General features: G+C 52.4%; 11 protein-coding genes. 1 reads left to right on the forward strand and 10 read right to left on the reverse strand.

The genetic code is table 11. The features are described from left to right. The first annotated feature begins 95 nt into the window (after positions 1–95). On the forward strand, positions 96–2,072 hold the full coding sequence (locus tag F4Y64_11540; protein MXX98229.1) for a T9SS type A sorting domain-containing protein: 1,977 nt from the start codon (positions 96–98) through the stop codon (positions 2,070–2,072). Here F4Y64_11540 and F4Y64_11545 read toward each other — a convergent pair whose 3' ends face one another. The 10 genes from F4Y64_11545 to F4Y64_11590 all read right to left on the reverse strand — a co-directional run bounded on the left by F4Y64_11545 (position 2,073) and on the right by F4Y64_11590 (position 19,241). After that, complete coding sequence (locus F4Y64_11545) at positions 2,073–3,425, reverse strand: alpha/beta hydrolase (GenBank protein MXX98230.1); 1,353 nt, start codon at positions 3,423–3,425, stop codon at positions 2,073–2,075. Further along, the gene (locus tag F4Y64_11550) at positions 3,262–4,632 is read right to left on the reverse strand and encodes a tetratricopeptide repeat protein (protein ID MXX98231.1); all 1,371 of its coding nucleotides are present in this window, start codon (positions 4,630–4,632) and stop codon (positions 3,262–3,264) included. The genes F4Y64_11545 and F4Y64_11550 overlap by 164 nt, the downstream gene beginning before the upstream one ends. A gap of 25 nt (positions 4,633–4,657) precedes the next feature. Further along, positions 4,658–6,337: a CRTAC1 family protein gene (locus tag F4Y64_11555; protein ID MXX98232.1), complete on the reverse strand. Its 1,680-nt coding sequence runs from the start codon at positions 6,335–6,337 to the stop codon at positions 4,658–4,660. Continuing rightward, positions 6,327–7,994, reverse strand: a complete 1,668-nt coding sequence (locus F4Y64_11560) for a CRTAC1 family protein (protein ID MXX98233.1) — start codon at positions 7,992–7,994, stop codon at positions 6,327–6,329. Before F4Y64_11560 ends, F4Y64_11555 begins: the two co-directional genes overlap by 11 nt. A 3-nt stretch (positions 7,995–7,997) precedes the next feature. After that, positions 7,998–9,722, reverse strand: coding sequence for a CRTAC1 family protein (locus F4Y64_11565; protein MXX98234.1), 1,725 nt, complete (start codon positions 9,720–9,722; stop codon positions 7,998–8,000). A gap of 91 nt (positions 9,723–9,813) precedes the next feature. Then, positions 9,814–10,950, reverse strand: coding sequence for a PorV/PorQ family protein (locus F4Y64_11570; GenBank protein ID MXX98235.1), 1,137 nt, complete (start codon positions 10,948–10,950; stop codon positions 9,814–9,816). After that, positions 10,951–13,293 carry a hypothetical protein gene (locus F4Y64_11575; protein ID MXX98236.1) on the reverse strand — a complete coding sequence of 781 codons (2,343 nt, stop codon included), beginning with the start codon at positions 13,291–13,293 and terminating at the stop codon, positions 10,951–10,953. A 73-nt stretch (positions 13,294–13,366) separates the two neighbouring features. Further along, the gene (locus tag F4Y64_11580) at positions 13,367–16,747 is read right to left on the reverse strand and encodes a TonB-dependent receptor plug domain-containing protein (GenBank protein ID MXX98237.1); all 3,381 of its coding nucleotides are present in this window, start codon (positions 16,745–16,747) and stop codon (positions 13,367–13,369) included. Positions 16,748–17,134: 387 nt separating this feature from the next. Further along, positions 17,135–18,736, reverse strand: a complete 1,602-nt coding sequence (locus F4Y64_11585; protein ID MXX98238.1) for a sodium/solute symporter — start codon at positions 18,734–18,736, stop codon at positions 17,135–17,137. Positions 18,737–18,767: 31 nt separating this feature from the next. Next, a complete protein-coding gene (locus F4Y64_11590; GenBank protein ID MXX98239.1) occupies positions 18,768–19,241 on the reverse strand; it encodes a hypothetical protein in 474 nt (157 codons plus the stop codon). Positions 19,242–19,288: the final 47 nt, after the last annotated feature.

Consider the following 19,288-nt stretch of genomic DNA (forward strand, 5'->3'; position numbering starts at 1 on the left):
TGCCAGGCTTGATGGCATAGCCCGCTGATTCATTCACATCATTCGAATTCCCAACAACTCAGAAATATGGCGGTAAGAGAAGAACACAGGTTCCCATGCGTATGACCCGTGTCGCCCCCTTGATCCTTGTCCTTGCAGTTTCTCATGCAACGGCTACACACGCACAATTCTTGGGATGTCCCCTGATTGATCAGATTACTTTGGAGGACTGTCAGGTTCTGGAAAAACTATTCTACGATACCGATGGATTCAACTGGCGGAATGTGCGCGGATGGCTTCGAACGAATCAGCCGTGTGACTGGTACGGGATCACTTGTCAATCGTCTGCCTGGCCCAGAGATATCATACATATTGATCTGTCTGGAAACGACCTCACCGGTACACTTCCGGGAGACCTGGCTTTCCTTTCAGAATTGCGATCAATCCGCATTGACAATACTGGTCCGGGGGTCCGCCAGAAAAAATTGATCAATCAGATCCCGGCGTCACTCGGAGATCTGGAACACCTAGAAGTTCTATTGCTCGGCAATAATGCCTTTTCCGGTACGATCCCGGTGGAACTGGGAAACCTGACCAACCTTCGTGAACTGAGTCTGGGAGACAATAAACTGGAAGGCTCCGTACCCGAAAGATTCGGACAACTCACACAGCTACAGCACCTGGATCTCCGTGGAAACAACTTCGGCGGAGCTATCCCCGATTCCTTCCGTCACCTCATCAAACTTGAACATCTCGACCTGAGTCAGAACCTCTTTAACGGCAATCTTCCAACCTGGCTGGGAGACCTGAACGCGCTCAAGTTTCTTGATGTCAGCAATAACATGTTTTCTGGAACCCTGCCCGAAGAATTGATTCAACTGGATCAGCTCGTATGGCTCTCACTTGCCAACAATGATCTGGAAGGGGCGCTTTCTCTAAAAACGGCTACGTACGCCGCCGGGATTACCAATTGCCACCTGGAAGGCAATCACATTTGCATTCCAGATGCACCCCCCTATGCGGACCTTCATCAGGTTTGTTCACTCTCGCAGCAAAGTACATGCAAAGTATGCCGGGGTTCAGATTGCCAAAGCCTCGAATCTGTATACTATGAGACCAGTGGGGCCTCTTGGATACAAAGTGAGGGATGGCTTGCCAGCTCAGATCCATGTGACTGGCATGGCATAAGCTGCCACAATGAAGCGATCACCAGCATTGTCCTGGCGGATAACGATCTTACGGGAGATCTGCCCCAAGCCTTTTCATCTCTACGAAACCTCCAAGTACTCAACCTCTCGAAAAACACCCTTCAGGGGAATATTCCTCAAGAATATGCCGGACTGAGTCAACTCGTGGCCCTTGACCTCAGCAACAACGAACTCACCGGAATACTGCCCTTGGAAGTGGCAGCACTCGGCGCGACGTTAAATGAGTGTAACCTGTCAGATAATGCTGGACTCTGCCTACCTGATACTGCTTCGTATGCAGCACTGAATGCAAACCCGATCTGTCAATTGCCATTGCGCAAAGATTGCCTGGGCTATGACTTTGTCGTGTTCAGTGAGTTGCGTGCGATCCTAGGGGAACGGTCTGTTCAACTTGTATGGTCGACAACCCAGTCATCGGTTGGAATTACATTTGTGATTGAGCGCATTGAGCCACTTGAAATTCTTGCTGAAGTGTCTGGAAATGCACAAGTGCCGGGTAGCTTTGTCCACACCATTGACAACCTGGACCCTGGACAGTATTCATTCCAAATCCGGCAGGTCACCGCATCCGGTGCCTACAGAGTCTCCGAGCCCATCACCGTTGAACTCTATGCGGAAGACCTGGTGATCTACGCCCCCTATCCAAATCCCTTCTCCGCCGAGACTGTACTGGAGTTTACGTCTGGAACATCTGGATCGGTCGAAATCGTATTGTACGACCTTGTGGGGCGCCGAATCCAGACACTTTTCAGTGGAACACCTGCACTGCACCAGCGCACACGCATTATACTCGACACGAAAGGCCTGCCCAGCGGAACCTACTTCATTCACAGCTTCCTTGACGGTCGCCCGATCTCCTCAGAGCAAGTCTCACGCATCCGGTAATTATTTCCCGGACAACATCCTGTGAATAACCTCTTCTACTTTGTCTGGTCGTTCGTGATGGATGTAGGAGCCATGATCCAGGGTCACATGCGTGCCCATGGGCATCTTCTCCACCCACGAAGCATGAAACCTGCTCCATGCCTCGCGCCCTTCTCGAGACTCCCCAATCCAACTAGTAGGATCAGACACGCGTTCTGCCGTCAAGATCACGGTGGGCACCGAAGGTGCAGACGACAACCCTGGATCCACCTGCTCGTCAATTATTTCGGCATAAATCTTGAACTCCTGGCCTGTTCCTCCCGGCAACATAGACTGAAAGCGTTTGACACGACCCCAGTATGACTGCCACGCCTCTACATCCAGCCCCTTCCATATCTCGGCCTGCTTTTCGTGGTCAGGGTCAATGAGAACCAGGCCGCGCACCTGTTCGGTATATAAATCCACAAACCGACGGGCAATAAATGCACCCTCTGCGTGAGCCACAAGCAAATAAGGCGCGGGAGCATTGATACTCTGCAACAAGTCTCTCAGCTCAGATGCCATCTGATCCAGAGTACGGGGCATGGAGGATATCTTTGATAAACCCAGACCGGGCCGATCATACGCAACCGTGCGAAGATTCTGTGCCAGATTCTGGTGAAGTACCTCCCAAGTGGTAAGGTTATCCCCCAACCCTGCAATTAGCACCACCGTCTCTGGACCCGTACCTGCATCAATATAATTCACATCAAGGCCGTTCAGCACCGCGGTACTCCCCTTCGGATAGGCTTCCCCTAGCCGCCATTCTTCGGGCTCCGAATCCGTACCCTCCTGCAGCCCGGAAATATTTCTGAACGTCATCTCATCCAGAGTTAACGCGTCTCTGTCGGAGCCGGGAGGTGCCATGATCGCCCCTCCATAACCTCCCCACGGATCTGCACATACACCATGATACACCCCGTCGGGAAGACGTGCCAACGTACATGGCAACTCGAACGAGGGCTCCCATACAAAGAACAGGCTGTCTGCACTTACCCGTACATCTCTGAACTGAAAGGGGCCATATTCCTCCACCACAAGCGTGATCTGCAAACCATCATCCTCGTTCCGAACCTTATAGGTCACCTCCATGGTCCGACCGTTCCAATGAATAATCCGCCCGACCCAGTCCCCATCCTGAATGATCTGGGACTCTGCCCCAAAACTTGAACTAACCGCTATCGCGACAATCAGTAGTACTCGCTTCCACATATTCATTTTGATCCATTGTATCGAGCTGTTCCAGATAGTTTTGAGCAGCAGTGTTTCGTGGCTCTCTTTCCAGGAGTTCCGTCCACACAGTGCGCGCCTCGTCAAACCTGCTCCCCTGCGCATATACGATTCCTAAATTCAGTCTGGCTGCACTCAAATCCGGGTCTGCCCGCAAGATTGCTTCAAATCTCCTGGCCGCCTCGCTCAGATCCCCACACTCCATATAAAGCGTGGCAAGGTTCGTTTGCATATACAGCGCAAGCCCCGGGGGAACTTGAATCGTCAGCCCATTCTTATACGCCTCAATCGCACGGCCGTACCTCTTGGACTCCCGAAGTCGATTCCCCAGTTCGATCCAGTTGGCCGGTGAAGTGGGATCATTATTGATCGCATTCTGAGCTTCATTAACACGCTGCTGGAGTTGCTGGGCTTCATCCGCCCGTGCAAAATAAGTCTCCGCCTCCGCCTCTCGCCCGAGCCGCATGTAGACTTGTCCGAGATTGAATTGTGCGCCGTGATGCCATGTCCATTCTTTCGCTACAGGCTCAAGATAGGGGAGTGCTGCTTCAGCGGAGTCGAGTCGAAAGTACTGCGTCCCCACGATATATTGATAGTCCAAATCATCCGGGCGTAGTTTGAGACCATTCAAAGACGCCTCCAGTGCACCTTCCAGATCCCCGGTTTCCTCCAGCAGTTGCCCAAGCCACATATAGGTTGTCGTATGTTCCGGATCCAACGATAATGCCTGTTCATACGCAGCCTCCGCGCTATCTGGCACACCAATCCTGGCATAGGCTCGACCCAATTCATGATAGAGAGCAGTGGTCGGGCCAACTTCAAGTTCCTCTTCCAGATAATAATTTATTGCATCACGGAGCTTCCCCCGACGGAAGCTGTTCAGCCCCATATCGAATCGCGCACCCGCATACTCCGGGTCAATCTCCAGGACGACCTGATAGGCAGCCTGTGCCACCTGCAACTGATTGAGCTGCGTGTAGATCTTGCCCCGTAAAAAGTGAAGATCAGCCAGATCCGGCACAAAGGCTTCTGCACTGTCCGTGTAGGCCAGCGCCAACTCATACACCCCTCGGGAAAATGCCCCTTCTGCCTCAACCATGTACCTGCCAACCCGCGGAGAGAGGCTGTTCCGCTGCTTCTGGGCAATCCCGACCGGTTCACGGCAACCGGATACCAAGATAAACAGGCAAAGCAAAAGGATGCCTGTCGCACCCTTGTAGGCCTGCCGGGCTCCATGTGTAGAATTCCATGACTTCAGTGCTGCCCCAGCGGCTTCTTCTCCCGCTGAATATGTGCTCTTTTCTACTTGCATCGATGGCTTGGTAAGATGATACCGTCTATGATCCTTCCACCAGTGTAATCGTTCCGGCTGGTATGGCGGTGCGGCTCATGAAACCGCCGTTTGGCCATCGCACCTCCAATGAATCCACGGACTCCGCCACGCCCAGACCAAACAATGGCCACCGTTGGCTCTGGGAAAGATAACTCGTACCGGTCCGCACATAGCGCTCCTGCCACTTCCCATTGACATGTACACGAACAAGGCTCCCGACCGCATCCCGATTGCTCTCGGAGCCGACTAACTTTACGGTCAGTGAATTCCCGTAGGACGTATCATTTCGCCAGAGGTGTGCGGGTCCACCATTCTCCGTGATGAGCAGATCTGGATCCCCGTCCTGATCATAGTCTGCCCACGCCGCCCCCCGGGCCAACATGAATTCTGAGAGAACACCGGTCGGCTCCGCCTCGGAAAACCGCCCCTCTCCCTCATTGACATACAGCTGCGACCGCTGCCGGAAGGTAACCCCTTCTTCCACCTCTCCAATATCCTCTGTAATGTGGCCATTAGCAGTGACTAAATCCAGGTCTTCATCAAGATCAAAATCAGCCAGCAACAGTCCAAAGGTCAGTGTACGCAGGCTGGGCCGTCCGATTTGGGAAACCGCGGCCCGTTCGGTAAAGATTCCGTTGCCCAAATGTCGGTAGACACCCACCATTTCGCCTGAAAAATGTCCTATGAATACCGTCTCTCCACCGGTATGGTCCACCACGCCAATATCAATTCCCATTCCGGCGCGTGCACGCCCGGTTTCATCGAACGCAATCCCACTGACCACGCCCTTCTCAATAAACGTCCCATCCCCCTGGTTTTCAAACAGGAGATCCCGCTGAGTATCATTCGCAACAATCAAATCCGGCCATCCATCCCGGTTGTAGTCCATAGCCGCAGCCCCAAGCGTTTTGCCGGGCAAACCGACAAAATCATCTGACCTCTCTTCAAATGTACCGTCCCCTCGATTCCGGTAATAGCGTCCCGAGATTCCCTCATACTGCTCCGGGGTGCAATAGGATTTCTTATCCCCTACCCGTGTGCAGTAAATATCCTCTTCAGGAGTCCAGTAAACATAATTCCCGATGTATAAATCCAGAAATCCATCTCGATCCGCATCCAGAAACACACTGGCACTGCTCCACTCGCTATATCCTCCCAGTCCTGCTTCCTGACTGACTTCGCGAAAAACTCCTCCTTCATTGCGAAGCAGAAGATTCTCATACAACGCGGTCACAAATACATCGGGGTCGCCATCATTATCGTAATCTGCGACACTCACACCAAATGCATAGCTCTGAAGAGGTTGCAGACCAGCCTCTTGGGTCACTTCTGTGAATTGCCCGCCCCCGTTGCCGCGATACAGACGGATTGAGGGTTGTGAGATCGCTCCCTGCGTCGAAAACACACTGCCAGAGATCAACATAATATCCAGTATGTCATCGCCATCATAATCGAGAAAACCCCCTCCTGCCCCCATCGTCTCTGGAAACCATTTATCTCCAAAAGCTCCGGTTTCGTGCAGGAAGTCTCCCAGACCGGCAGACGCGGTCACATCCGTAAATACAATCGGGGGGGCCTGCTGGATCTCTTCTGAAATCTGCAGATCAGGGGTGGACTGACTGCATGCTCCGAAAACGAGAAGCAGGACCATCCCTCCAATTCGAATCATTCCCTTACAGTTCATCCTCTAAAACGTGTATCGTGGTGTCGGTTGGTAATCCATAAACCCGGGTCTCTAGGCCGCTTGGCCAATGAACATAAAGGCTGTCTGGCACCCCCTGAAGTCCAAAGAAGGCGGCAGACTCCGAATGGGACAAATAGCTGGAACCCGAACGAATACGCCGCACCTGCATGTGTCCACGACTCCACAGGTGGATCTGTGCACCGTATGCATTGCGATTACTCCTTGTACCTGTGAGTTCAACCCGGAGCCAAGTTCCTCCCTCAGACTCATTCCGCCATAAATGTGCGGGGCCATTGTTCTCAATCAGGAGAACATCTAGATCACCATCACGGTCATAGTCCCCTGTAGCCAACCCCCGACCAACAAAGGACGCTGCCAGTGGTCCACTCGGCGCCATCTCTGTAAACATGCCTGCTCCATCGTTCAAAAATAATTGTGGGCGCTGCCGAAAGGTGACTCCGTCCACAATCTGAGCAATATGTGTCTGTACATGACCATTGGCAATCAGTACGTCCAGATCTGTGTCTAGATCAACATCAAAGAGTACAAGGCCAAAGGTGAGGGTCTTAAGGCTGGGCTGCCCTATCCTTGATGCGGCTGCACGATCATTGAACATGCCATTGCCGATATGCCGATAGACCCCTACCATCTCATCTGAAAAGTTGCCGACAAAGATAGATGGTTCCCCTGAGTCATCCACCACTCCAATATCAACGCCCATGCCGGCTCGCGGCTTCCCATGCTGATCATACGCGACCCCACTTGGAACACCCGTTTCGACGAACGTCCCGTTGCCTTGGTTTATAAAGAGCATGTCGCGCTCTGTATCATTTGCAACGAACACATCGGGCCATCCGTCCTGATTTGCATCCAGTTCTGCAACCCCCAACGTTTTGTCCCGACCTGCATTGACTCCCGACAAGAACCCCGCCTGCTCCGTAAGATCTGTAAAGGTGCCATTTCGATTATTCTGGTAGTATCGACTGGCAATCCCTTCATAAAGCTCAGGCGTACAGTATACCTTGTTGCCACCGAAACTACAGTAAATATCATCTTCGGGCGTCCAGTGAACATACGTTCCAACATAGAGGTCCAGGAATCCATCACGATTTGCATCAAAGAACATTGCACTTGTACTCCACTCGCTGACCAAGCCGACCTTTGCCGCCTGTCCGATTTCCTCAAAAACGCCGCCCGTATTACGCAGTAGCAGATCCTCCTCCAGCGTAGTCACAAAGATGTCCTGATCCCCGTCGTTGTCATAATCCCCGATGGTCATTCCCAGACTGTAGGCGCGAAGCAGGGCTAAACCAGCTGGCTGGGTCACCTCTTCGAATTGTCCGCCCCCAAGATTACGAAACAGTCGCAGAGCCGGGTGTGCTCCAAGTGGGGGCTCTCCTTCAAATGCCCCGCCTGTCGCCACAAGAATATCCTGCCAGCCATCCTGGTCGTAATCAAAGAATGCCCCGCCTGCGCCGACAATTTCCGGTGCCCAAGAATTCCCGAACCCACCGTGATTATGCACAACCCCTCCGAGTCCAATCTCCTCGGTCACGTCCGTAAACAGCGTGCTCACTGCGTCTGGATCCTGGGGTGTCTCACGGGCACATCCCGTAATCAGGGTGATCCCCACGCATACTGCAATCACGCTCCGCATCAATTAATTGACTCTGCCAGGCATTGGACGAGTACTCCAGCCCTCCTGTCCCTGAATAATATGGGCCTCAATATTCACGGGAAGATCATACAGAGTCTGTATCTGCCCATCAGGCCAACTGACCAGCATACTGTCCACAACTTCAATGTCGAGCATCCCAAATGCAGCAACGATTTCATTCTGGGACAGGTAACTGCCTCCTGATCGAATCCGGCGCTCTTGAACCTGACCGCCAGCATGCACCCAGATATGTGTCCCAAATGCGTCACGGTTTCCATTGGTACCCGTGACGGTCACCCGGAGCCAATTTCGATGACTCACGTCGCTGCGCCACAAATGTGCGGGGCCATTGTTCTCCACAATAAGAAAATCCAGGTCTCCGTCCCGGTCATAATCCCCATAGGCTGCGCCACGGGCAACCATCTCCAACTCAAGCGGGGGAGTCGTTGAAGCCGGAACTTCCTCAAACAAGCCTCCTCCATCATTCTCGAACAGCTGTGCCCGCTGTTCGTAGGTGATTTTATCCTGTCCAACCAATCGGTCAGGGTAGACGTGTCCATTGGCAACAAACAGATCCAGATCTGTATCCAGATCTACATCCACGAGCATGAGCCCAAAGGTGAGCGTGTTGAGGCTAGGCTGACCGATCTGGGACCTTGCGGCACGATCTGAAAACAGACCATTGCCCAGATACCGATAGACACCAATCATTTCTGTGGAAAAGTTGCCCACAAAAACCGAGGGGTGACCAGTCTGGTCCACCACACCGATGTCAATACCCATTCCGGCACGAGCTTCCCCATGCTCACTGAATGCAATGCCGCTCTGGACACCGCGCTCAGAAAACGTACCATCTCTATTATTTAGAAACAGCAGATCTCCCTCTCCATCATTCGCTACCACAAAATCCGACCAGCCATCCTGATCAAAGTCCCATTCTGCCATTCCAAGTGCTTTTCCGAGTGAATGATACACACCAGCTTCCCGGGTACGGTCCACGAATGACCCGTCCCCCCGGGCTTCATAATAACGACTGGCTTGCCCTTCATAGTCCGCGGGAATGCAGTAGAGCTTCTCAACTCCTCCTTCTGGACAAAATTTATCAGTTTCCGGGGTCCAGTCCGCATAATTCCCCACGTATACATCCAGCCAGCCATCCCGATTCCCATCAATCCACAGGGTAGAACTACTCCACTCATCGTCTGAACTGAGTCCTGCATCGACTCCCCTGCGCTCAAATACCCCTCCTTTATTTTCCAGGAGCATATTTTCATTCAGGTTGGTGATCAGAATATCTTGATCGCCATCATTGTCATAATCCGCTGTCGCCACTCCGAGGGTAAACGCATCAAGCTCTTTCAGTCCCACCTGGTCGGTCACCTCTGTAAATGTGCCGTCCCCCATATTGCGGTACATCCATAGGGGCTTGTACCACGGATGTGGGGCCCGATCCCAGTATCCGCCCCCCGCAAGCAGTATATCCAGCCAACCATCTCCATCATAGTCAATAAAGCCTGCTCCCGAGCCCATCTGCTCTGCATAATACTTTTTGCCATCCTCTCCATTATCATGCCGGAACATCCCGAGACCTGCCTCATCAGTTACGTCGGTGAACTGGATGAATCCCTGTTCGGGTACAGGATCCTCCGCCATCTGACAACCAAACATCCCCAACGAGACTACGACGAGGACTCCTATCCTGCAAGCCGCATTAACCCAATACCTCATCGTAATAAAGAAAGCGGAGAACCGGGATCTAATCCCAATTCTCCGCCTGCAACCTGAATATTTTTTACCCAGGATTCGTCACGTCGAAGCTTTATAGACCAATCTGAAGTCCAATCCGACTGACTGCGCCAAATAGCCCGAAATCGGTATAGGCGTAGTCCGCTCCAACGTCGAATCCCCCGAATGAATATCGAAGTCCTGCGCCGGCACTGAATCCTTGCTCTTCGTTGAGACCCAACTGCTCGAACCCTCCACGTAAGGATACGATATTCATGAAGGTGTACTCCAGACCAAAGCGAACATGCTCGGTAAAGTCACGTGGACGCTGCGCATCCACATGCAGTTGAATGCTGTGCATATCCGGGTCAATCGCGGTAAGATCCACCAAGTTCATAGACATCCCAATCTGGAAGGTCAAGGGTAACTCGAACCGTTCACGCACGTAGCTCTGTTCTTGCGCGAAATTGCGGGCACTCATACCGATCACCAGGCTCTCAAACCCGGTCGCGTACACGATACCAAAGTCGTACGCAACCGTCCGGACATTGTAATCTTCCGTCGTTTCAATGGCTCCCGAATCAAAATCCTGCGAGGTTGCAAACCCGGAACCAATATCCTGGAAGACTAGCTTGATATTCGCACCGGCCGAGAAGCGGTCACCGAAGGACCGGGCATACCCGAGCCCGACTGCCATCGCCGTGGGGCTGTAGGTGCCGTTTTCAATAAATCCATCGTCGTTATTCGCGCGAATCGTGTGGTGAAAATCACCATAGTCAACGGACACGACCGAGACACCCACGACACCATAATTGGCAGATGAACTTGGACGGAAAGCAGCACTGAACTGCGTGTATCCAATATCTGCAATAAACGACATATTTGTCGCTGCTGCGGACATCCGCCCGGACATGAAGCCCATACTTGCAGGATTATAGAACATGGACACCGAGGAACCCGTCAGTTCCGCCGTCATGGCAGAGCCGATGGCAGAGGCGCGTGCATCCACGGATGTGCTGAGAAACTTCATGCCAGTCTGGGCACGCTTATCTGTTTCCACCTCCGTATCCGGTGTCAGGCCTGCTTGGCCATAAGACATTGACACACCACCGAACACAAGTGCAAGGATGGTCAATGTTGAAAAGAGAGTATACTTTTTCATTTCATTGTGTTTTCTTTGGGTGATGGGTTGCGCCGCACTTTTACTGGCAAAGCGCGGCGCAAACCGCATCTACCGGATTACCGTGAATTTCTGAATTGCCTCATCTCCTGTGTCATTGTCTGAAATGACAGCGATATAAATGCCACTGACCAGTAGCTGGCGTGACGTAGTCGTCAGGTTCCAGAGTTCGTCGCCACTTCCATCGTTGTGCTCGATCGTGTGGACCAGTTCGCCGATTTCGGTATAAATCTTGATCGTGCAATTCCCGGGAATGTTGAAGAACGCCACCCGATCTTCCTGATCAAACCGAATAGTTGGATCTGAGCCAAGGTTTACCGGATTTGGCACAATACGCGCATCTGCCACCGTCCCTGTTGATCCATAAGGAGGACGCTTGAGGTTCACCGGCAGGTACGTCTGTGTGAGATAGCGGGAACTGCGAAGCGGAGCGCCGGTCGGAGTTCCGTTGATACCATCGGGATCAACGGACTGTGCTTCACCCACCGCCTGTAGGTAGTAGTAATAATCCGTCCCTCGGTTCAGGTCGGTGTCTTCGTACGACGTTGCCCCTGGACCAAGATCCGCAATGAGATCATAGCCGCAACGCTCCTGCGATGCCGCTGCTGCAGAAGGATCACTCGCATTTGAGCCATCGATGAACTGCCTAGTATCAAGATTGAAGCAGTTCTGGTAAATGTAGTCCTCAAACCGAGAGGTTCGGTACAGTTTCCATGCCGTACGCCCGGGACCACCGGCCGGACTGGTCCAGGCAATTTCAACCTTGTCTGGCCGACCAACGACTGTAAAGCTCGTAGGAGAATGAGGAGCTTCCGGAACCGGATAGGTCGTCATATTATTGCTGGCCGCATAGAGGTTGATCGCTCGCTGCTGTACAGCCAGTAATGAATCTCTCGCGGTGACTACCCATTGATTCTTGGTCATTTCCTCCAAGCCATGGCCAAACGTGTCAAACATGCCATCACCGTCTACGTCCATTTGGTTGATGCTAAAGTCAAAACTGCCTGTCTGAATCATTCCATCCCCATTCGCATCGTAACGGATCAGCTGTGTGTCTCGATCCTGACCGCCAAGTTTGAAGGCTCTCCCAATCCGTACTGCTGCATCAATGGATAACCCGCCAACCCCTTCAACCACAACAATTCGGACACTCTCTCCCGGGGCAAAATCATAGGGGCCGTAAGCCGTAGTGAACGCGTGTCCACCCTGTTTCCCCGTAGAGGAATCATTCTCAGGCTCCCAAAATATTCCATCCGGCTCGATCCGATCCGCATAATGAGGGAACATATGGGCGGATCCACCCTCGATCCGGTCGGGATTTTCCCGTGTCCGGATGCCCCACTCATAATAATCTTCGTGCGAGCTTCCGTCCGATGTCAGCGCCTCATCCTGGTCCATGAATCCCATGGTGGATGGCTGACAGGTATTAATCGTAGCCATCGTACAGCGGATGTACGTGGGGTCGGTCGGAGAATTATCAGCATGAATCGTCGCACGACCTATATAGGTGGCTCCTGACAAACGCCCGATCGAGTCTCCCTGAGGCGAACTACTGCCGAAATTTTGGAAAAACAGCGATGCCCCAAAACGATCATAGTCTTGAGTCTCGGGGTCAATTCCAATCCAGAGATACTGGGATGTAAACGAGATGGGATAATCTGCATGCCCGTCCCCTACAACATCAATCATGCTGAACTTACCCCAGACCTGTCCACCACTGACCGCCCAGGCCCCCTGGAGATTCCCTCTGAGCCGATGGATACGGAAGAAGTAAGTTTCACTCAGGTTCTGATCCGGCAACTCAATATCCTCATCTTCGTCGGTATTACCGGTATTGGTGTAGGTGTACTCTATGACATTCGAATCATCGTGCACCTGATTTACATAGGCGTATGCCTTTCGATCTACCGTAACACCGATGTAGGTGTTGTGGATATTATGAATCATCCGGTCAGCTGGAAGGGAGGGGTCAATCTCGTCGATGACTGCCACGTTGTCAAAGGATAGTGCTCCATCTACTTCCACAACCGTATCCTCCGTCCTGCTGATCAATCGATTCTGTATCGGGTACGTCACGTCTGCACCAGAGGTACGCGGGCCAATTCGAGCCACAAAGTACGGAAAGCTTTGTCCGTCTTGAGAAGTCCAGTTCTTTGTTCCAAGCCAGAGCGCTCGAGCACGGTAGTGACTGCTGTTTCGCAGAATAGCAGGCCACTCCATGCCATCTGGAGCAGAAGAGTTGACCTCATCCTGTGCCCCTGACTCGACGTACGTACTGTGAAATGTGCCGATGTCCAGCCATTGAGCGGTGAACTGCGACATGGCAACGGCTGGCGTAAGCATCAGCAAAAACATGCCGATGGTTAGCGCCTTGAAATGGTATCTAATTTTCATGAGCTTGCTAAGTAAAGTTTTTGTGTCAGTCAGCAGGCTGCCACCCCGAGAGAGGTGGCAGCCTTACTGCAAGCTATAAGGTTACGCGAATCCCCAACGTGATCCGCCGATTATTTAGGAACGTATTAAACCGGAGGTTCGGCATATCAATGTATGCTTTATCCTCAAGGACCTTGTTGACCTGGTCACTTGGTACCGCTTCAAAACTGGATCCATTCCAGCGGGAATAGGTCCCTGTATCCGCTGCCCAATACCACGCAGTGGTATTTGGGTCAGTGACATTATCCAGCGATCTGAATGCTTCAATCGGCTGATACGCGACATCAGGATGACGAAATACTCCAGGACGATCATTACCCGGGACCCAGATGTACGGGAGCCCCTGTTTTTCTGCATGCGGCAACGTCTCATCCACCGCATTCAACTGATCAAAGATATCTTCCGGCAGGTGCAGTGACCACATATAGCGGTCAAAGTCCCGACCATCTGGATGGAAGCCAGTCGCATTGTAGAGATGACGACGGTTGAATAAGTTCGAAACATCCAGGAAGACCTGCGCACCGCCATAGCGCGTATTGATATGCTTCGTGAAACGAAGGTCAAAATTCAAATAGCTACGCCAGCGCACGTTCTGCTGGAGTTCCGGCGGGGTTCCACCACCACCAGCCCAAGTCCACTGACTGCCTGCACGCCACTCACCTAGTAGGCTGACCCTCCAATCCCCCAGTAATGCACCATTAAACACCGATGGTACGAAACTGCTTGGCGTCAAAAAGAGCAGGTTTGCGCGAGCAAACGGCTCAGCAAGTGGTGCCGAAAGACGATAATCGGTGGACGTCCTCAGATAGTTACGCTGCTGGAACGTGTTCTCGTTGAAGGTGCTGTATCCAAAATTCCCACTCTTCGTCTGTAGGAAGGTATAGTTAACAAACCCGCGGATCCATTCACCACGCAGTTTGGTGAGCGTGACTTCCGCGCCACGTACATCCTCGTAGTTCCACGGCTGCTTGACCGTGTAATTCACAACACCACCGAGACCGTTGTAGCGGACATTCCGTGGCTGATTCCGGATGTCTCTGTAAAACCCACTGATCCGAAGCAAATACTGGTCAAACAGGTTCTGGTCGAACCCCAACTCGTACGCCACCGTCTGAGGCATCGGGTGATCCGGGTTCCCCAGAACATCAATCCCACCGTTGCGAGATTGCTGAACTCCAAATACATCAAACGGATTCAGCATCTGGCGGAAATGACCATAGTTAAAATAGAGCTTGCTTTCCGAAGTGATCGGGAAAGAAATCCCGAGCCGGGGACTGATAAAGATCTGTGCATCTGGGTCCTCCTTCGGCAGAAGCTCATCCAACTCATCCGCCCGTTGCCGGAACGCCTGATCATAGGGGTTCTCTGCTACCCACCAAGCCGTATTTGCATCAAAGAAGTCAACGCGAACCCCCAAGTTGGCAATCATCCCTTGGAATTCGAGCTTACCCTGCGCATAGGCTGCGCCTTGGATCGGCTCACGTGAGAACGGGAAATCCTGTTCGGGCTCTGGTCCGATCAGGGCCAGATTGACCCTTTGATAGTTCAGGTCGTAGTCGCTGATAATCAGTTCCGCGCCTGTCTTGATCTGAAGCACGCGTGTCACCTGACTGGTGAGATCAAATCGTCCGGTAAAGACGCTCACATCGGAGGTATCCCGGGTTTTGACCCAGTGCCCACCGGTGGTCTCCGCGCCACCCAAAAGGTTTCCACCTTGACCCAAAAATCCAAACGGCTCATCACCGACACAGTAGGGGAGGATGGTCCCATCCCCGTTGAGGTCACTACCCCCACCAAAGCAGGTGACCTGATCCCTGTTTGCTTCCCCTGCCGGAGTCAATCGGCCGAAGTTATTCGTGTACGGAACTGGGAAAAATTGGCTGTTCTCGATATACGAGCCGTCACGAAGATTCGGAAAATGACTGCGATACTTTGAAGAAATATTCTGAATATTCACTTCATAAAAGGTGCTTGCGCTCAAGGTATGCGTGAAGGTTGCTCCGAGCATCGTGTGGTCTACATTGGCAAGCGGGAATGCACCGTCAGACAAAATGACACGTCCTCGACGGTTGATGCCATCCACGATCTCTGCTCCTGCCCCCCACCATGGGTACGCTGGCATTTCGCCACCATACATTTGGAGGTCTGCACTCCCCTGCCAGCGGTTGACTCCCCGCTCAATACCTTTCATCCCCTGCACACTCAATTTCATCCCGGGCCTGACATTCGAGATTAGCTTACCCTGGAATGTCTGGTTTGTAAATGCATCCCGGGTCTGCGGGTAGATATAGGCGGTCTGAGTTCCCCGATACGAGGCAGAGAAACGTAAGTCACCCAGTCTATTGCTGAAGCCTGGAACCAGTGGCCCCGCAACCGTCACATCCACCTCATAGTCAGGCTTGGTGATTTCGTTATCTTTGCGGTGCGTATGCTTGAAGTAGTTCTGCATATCCTGGGCTGTGACATCAAACCCTTCATCATTCACGAGCCGCTCAGCAAGCGCATTCCAGCCCTCAAAAGCATTGTACTGGTTCTGGGTATAGGAATCCCAAGCGCCGTTAGCTGTGCCCTCAAAAGCAACTGCCGGGTCTAGGAATGGACGGATAAACCAACTGTCACAATCTCCTTGCGTGGTTGGGTACGTACAGTTATCCAGATTCATCCCCCCCAATCCCTCAAGCGACTTGGCCTGAGCTGGTTGAAAGCGGTAAAGTGCATCAACGGTATAGCGAGTTCGGGAAGGCTCTTTGGTTGTGACATTCACGATACCACTGCGAACATTCCCGTATTCCGCGTTGAATCCACCGGTCTGCACCTGTACCTCCTCCAATGAGGTATAGCTGATGTTTGTAAATGGCTGATGAGCGCGTCCTGTCCGCAGGTTCATTCCATCTACTACGAAGGCAACTTCATTCAATCCTCCACCCCGTACGCGAAGGCCCGGCTCAATCCCCGCCTGCAGGTCAAGCACCTCACTGACACCGGCGACAGGGAGATCTTCAAAGGCCTCCGAATTAAGACTGGCCACGTTCGCTGAGACATCCAACTGAACAATTGGACGCTCACTCATGACCACGATTTCATCCAGACCAACGGCTTCCTCGCTCAACTCAATATCTCTGGTCGTGGTCAAGCCGGTAGAAACCCGGACTCCCTCAACCCGCTGAGTCGCGAACCCGACGAAGGAAACCACCAGCGTGTAGGTTCCAGGCCGAACGTTGTTGATGAAGAAGTAGCCGTCCACCTGTGTGGCTCCACCCTGGCCCATGCCCTCAATGACGACGGTTGCTCCAGGGATCGTCTCTCCTGTCGCAGCGTCGGTAACCACCCCATCAATTTTGCCCGTTTGAGCAAATGCGATGGGCACGGTGAGCAGTAAAAGTGCTGCCAAGCCTGATAGCTGTTTTAGTCTCATAGTAAATCCTCCATTTACTTACTGTTAGTAATCTTAACTTCGGCCCCTGTCCGCCCTCGTAAAACAGGACAGATCAGAGACACGTGCCGCCCGATCATTGCACTGTGTAAGCGTTTTCATATCTCGTACGAAGCACCTACAAACAGAAACCTTCGATCAAACAACTACGGATCTTCAGCCAATTTAATTAAAAATTTTCAAACTATCCATATAATCTTCACAATTCTGATTTTTTTCTCGATCTCCAAATAAAAGACTGCACGCATATAGGGACGCATCGCATATCACGTATCGCGTATTATGATGCTGAAAATCACGGTCCTGTGGCGGTACTGCCCAAGTGTCATGTAATCCAACCTTCGCCTGTCCAGAGGGCAACAACCCGGATTACCAGAAAATCACATACAAAGCTGCCGTGATTGCCAGAATCGCAAAGGACAAGATGGCAAACACCGGATCCGTCTGAATGATATTGCGCCCCAAACGGATGGCTTTGCTGCTGTCCTTTCCCTTTCCCTCAATAAGAGATACAACGACGATCAGTGCTACAGAAATCACAAACACCCATCCCATCCGGTCTATGAATGGCATACCGGGCAGAAGCCATTTTATGAGGGCGGACAAAGGAATACTGAGCACAGCGGAGATCAGCGCCGCATTAGGAGTTGCTTTCCTCCAGAACAGCCCCAGAACAAAAATCGCCAAAACACCCGGGCTTACAAAGCCAGTATATTCCTGGATATACTGAAATACCTGATCCAGGGAGGCCAGCTGTGGTGCCAGGGCCGCGGCGATGGCCATGCTGACGAGTGCGACCACCCGCCCCGTACGAACTAGATCCTGTTGGCTGGCACTGGGTCGAATGTAGTTGCGATACAGGTCCATCGTAAAGATGGTGCTCGTACTGTTCATCATCGAAGCCAGAGAGGATACGATCGCTGCAATCAATGCGGCAAACGTCAGTCCCTTCAGCCCCGGACCCACGTATTCGTTCAAGAGCCATGGATAGGCCTTATCTGCGGTTTCGATTGGGGCGGCAAGTGCATATGCAATGATTCCGGGGATAACAACGATCAAGGGCAGGAGCAGCTTGAGAAAACCAGCAAATGCAACTCCTCGCTGCGCTTCCCGCAGCGTTGGCGCGGCCAGCGTGCGCTGAATAATGTACTGGTTGCATCCCCAGTAGAACAGATTTGCCACCCACATCCCTCCAACGAGAACCCCGATCCCGGGAAGCAATTCCCAAGCATCCTGCTGGATCCCGTCGTCATCAACGTAGAGCAGCTCTCCCTGCTGAAGGATCATATTAAAACGGTCCGGCACTTCGTCAAGCAGCTTTGCAAAGCCGGCAAACATACCTTCCCCACCGCTGTACGCATTCAGCGCAAGGACCGTGGTCAAAAGCCCTCCACCAATCAGAAAACAGACCTGAACCACATCGGTCCATGCAACCGCTTTGAGTCCTCCGTAAACACTGTAAATCGTGGCAAAAGCCGCGAGCGCAAGAACGCCCTGCCACAAGGTGACGCCCATGATTCCTTCCAAGGCAAGAGCGCCGAGGTATACTACCGAGGTCAGATTCACAAATACATACACTAGAAGCCAGAAAACAGCCAGAAGTGTCCGCACGCGCGCATCGTAGCGCGATTCCAGAAATTGTGGCATCGTATAGATGCCCTTCTTCAGATAGATCGGGATAAACAGCCATGCGACCAGGAGCAGTGTGATCGCAGCCATCCATTCATAGGTGGCAATCGCCAACCCCAGCCGGAAACCAGACCCTGACATTCCAATAAACTGCTCTGCAGAAATATTGGATGCAATGAGCGAAGCACCAATAGCCCACCACGGAAGGGACTTGCTTGCTAGAAAATAGTCTTCGGCATCTCGGACATGCCCTTTCTTTCCCCGGGAAACCCAGAGTCCCAACGAAACGATAAGGAGGCAGTATGCCCCAAACACTACATAATCAACCAGGGCAAACTGCATTCAATCGATGATCGGGAGTAAATAGTCTGATCTACTGGATGCGGCGCCAGATCTCATCATAACGGGTATCTCCCTGGCCACCCTGGTGATGCCAGAGAGAGTCCCCCTCCATCATGCAGTCAAAGGAGAATGACTGCCCAACATTTTGAGGAATCGCACTGTACTCTACATACTCCGTATAGCCCAGAGAATCAAGCGTATAGCGGCCTCCCTGTGCATGGACAAACGATTCGGCCGTCTGTCGGACAAACATCCAGTGCGTTTCGTTGAGCACCTTCAGTGTGGGAGCCTCCCGATATTCAGGATCACTCTCAAATTCTCCACTCAGCGCCGTTGAGGTCTCCCTGATTTCAACGAGTTCCCATGAGCCGACAAGGCTCGGACATGCATCCCCTCCCGTCTGCTGCACCTCTTCGGCCATGGAAGTTTCAGAAGTGCCTTCGGGATCGGTCTCTACACACCCGAAGAGAAAAAACGCGGCGATGATCAGATATCTTGTAGTCATGGCTCTAAAATCGTTGGACTGTCTACTAATCTAACACCTGCGGCGTT

It is taken from the genome of Rhodothermaceae bacterium, from assembly GCA_009838195.1.
In the GTDB taxonomy this organism is placed as follows: Bacteria; Bacteroidota; Rhodothermia; order Rhodothermales; family Bin80; genus Bin80.

What these genes read in the sequence shown, in the direction of transcription:
- F4Y64_11540 (MXX98229.1), top strand. Translation starts at nt 96, where the DNA reads ATGCGTATGACCCGTGTCGCCCCCTTGATCCTTGTCCTTGCAGTTTCT.
- F4Y64_11545 (MXX98230.1), bottom strand. Translation starts at nt 3,425, where the DNA reads ATGCGCAGGGGAGCAGGTTTGACGAGGCGCGCACTGTGTGGACGGAAC.
- F4Y64_11550 (MXX98231.1), bottom strand. Translation starts at nt 4,632, where the DNA reads ATGCAAGTAGAAAAGAGCACATATTCAGCGGGAGAAGAAGCCGCTGGG.
- F4Y64_11555 (MXX98232.1), bottom strand. Translation starts at nt 6,337, where the DNA reads ATGAACTGTAAGGGAATGATTCGAATTGGAGGGATGGTCCTGCTTCTC.
- F4Y64_11560 (MXX98233.1), bottom strand. Translation starts at nt 7,994, where the DNA reads ATGCGGAGCGTGATTGCAGTATGCGTGGGGATCACCCTGATTACGGGA.
- F4Y64_11565 (MXX98234.1), bottom strand. Translation starts at nt 9,722, where the DNA reads ATGAGGTATTGGGTTAATGCGGCTTGCAGGATAGGAGTCCTCGTCGTA.
- F4Y64_11570 (MXX98235.1), bottom strand. Translation starts at nt 10,950, where the DNA reads ATGCGGTTTGCGCCGCGCTTTGCCAGTAAAAGTGCGGCGCAACCCATC.
- F4Y64_11575 (MXX98236.1), bottom strand. Translation starts at nt 13,293, where the DNA reads ATGAAAATTAGATACCATTTCAAGGCGCTAACCATCGGCATGTTTTTG.
- F4Y64_11580 (MXX98237.1), bottom strand. Translation starts at nt 16,747, where the DNA reads ATGAGACTAAAACAGCTATCAGGCTTGGCAGCACTTTTACTGCTCACC.
- F4Y64_11585 (MXX98238.1), bottom strand. Translation starts at nt 18,736, where the DNA reads ATGCAGTTTGCCCTGGTTGATTATGTAGTGTTTGGGGCATACTGCCTC.
- F4Y64_11590 (MXX98239.1), bottom strand. Translation starts at nt 19,241, where the DNA reads ATGACTACAAGATATCTGATCATCGCCGCGTTTTTTCTCTTCGGGTGT.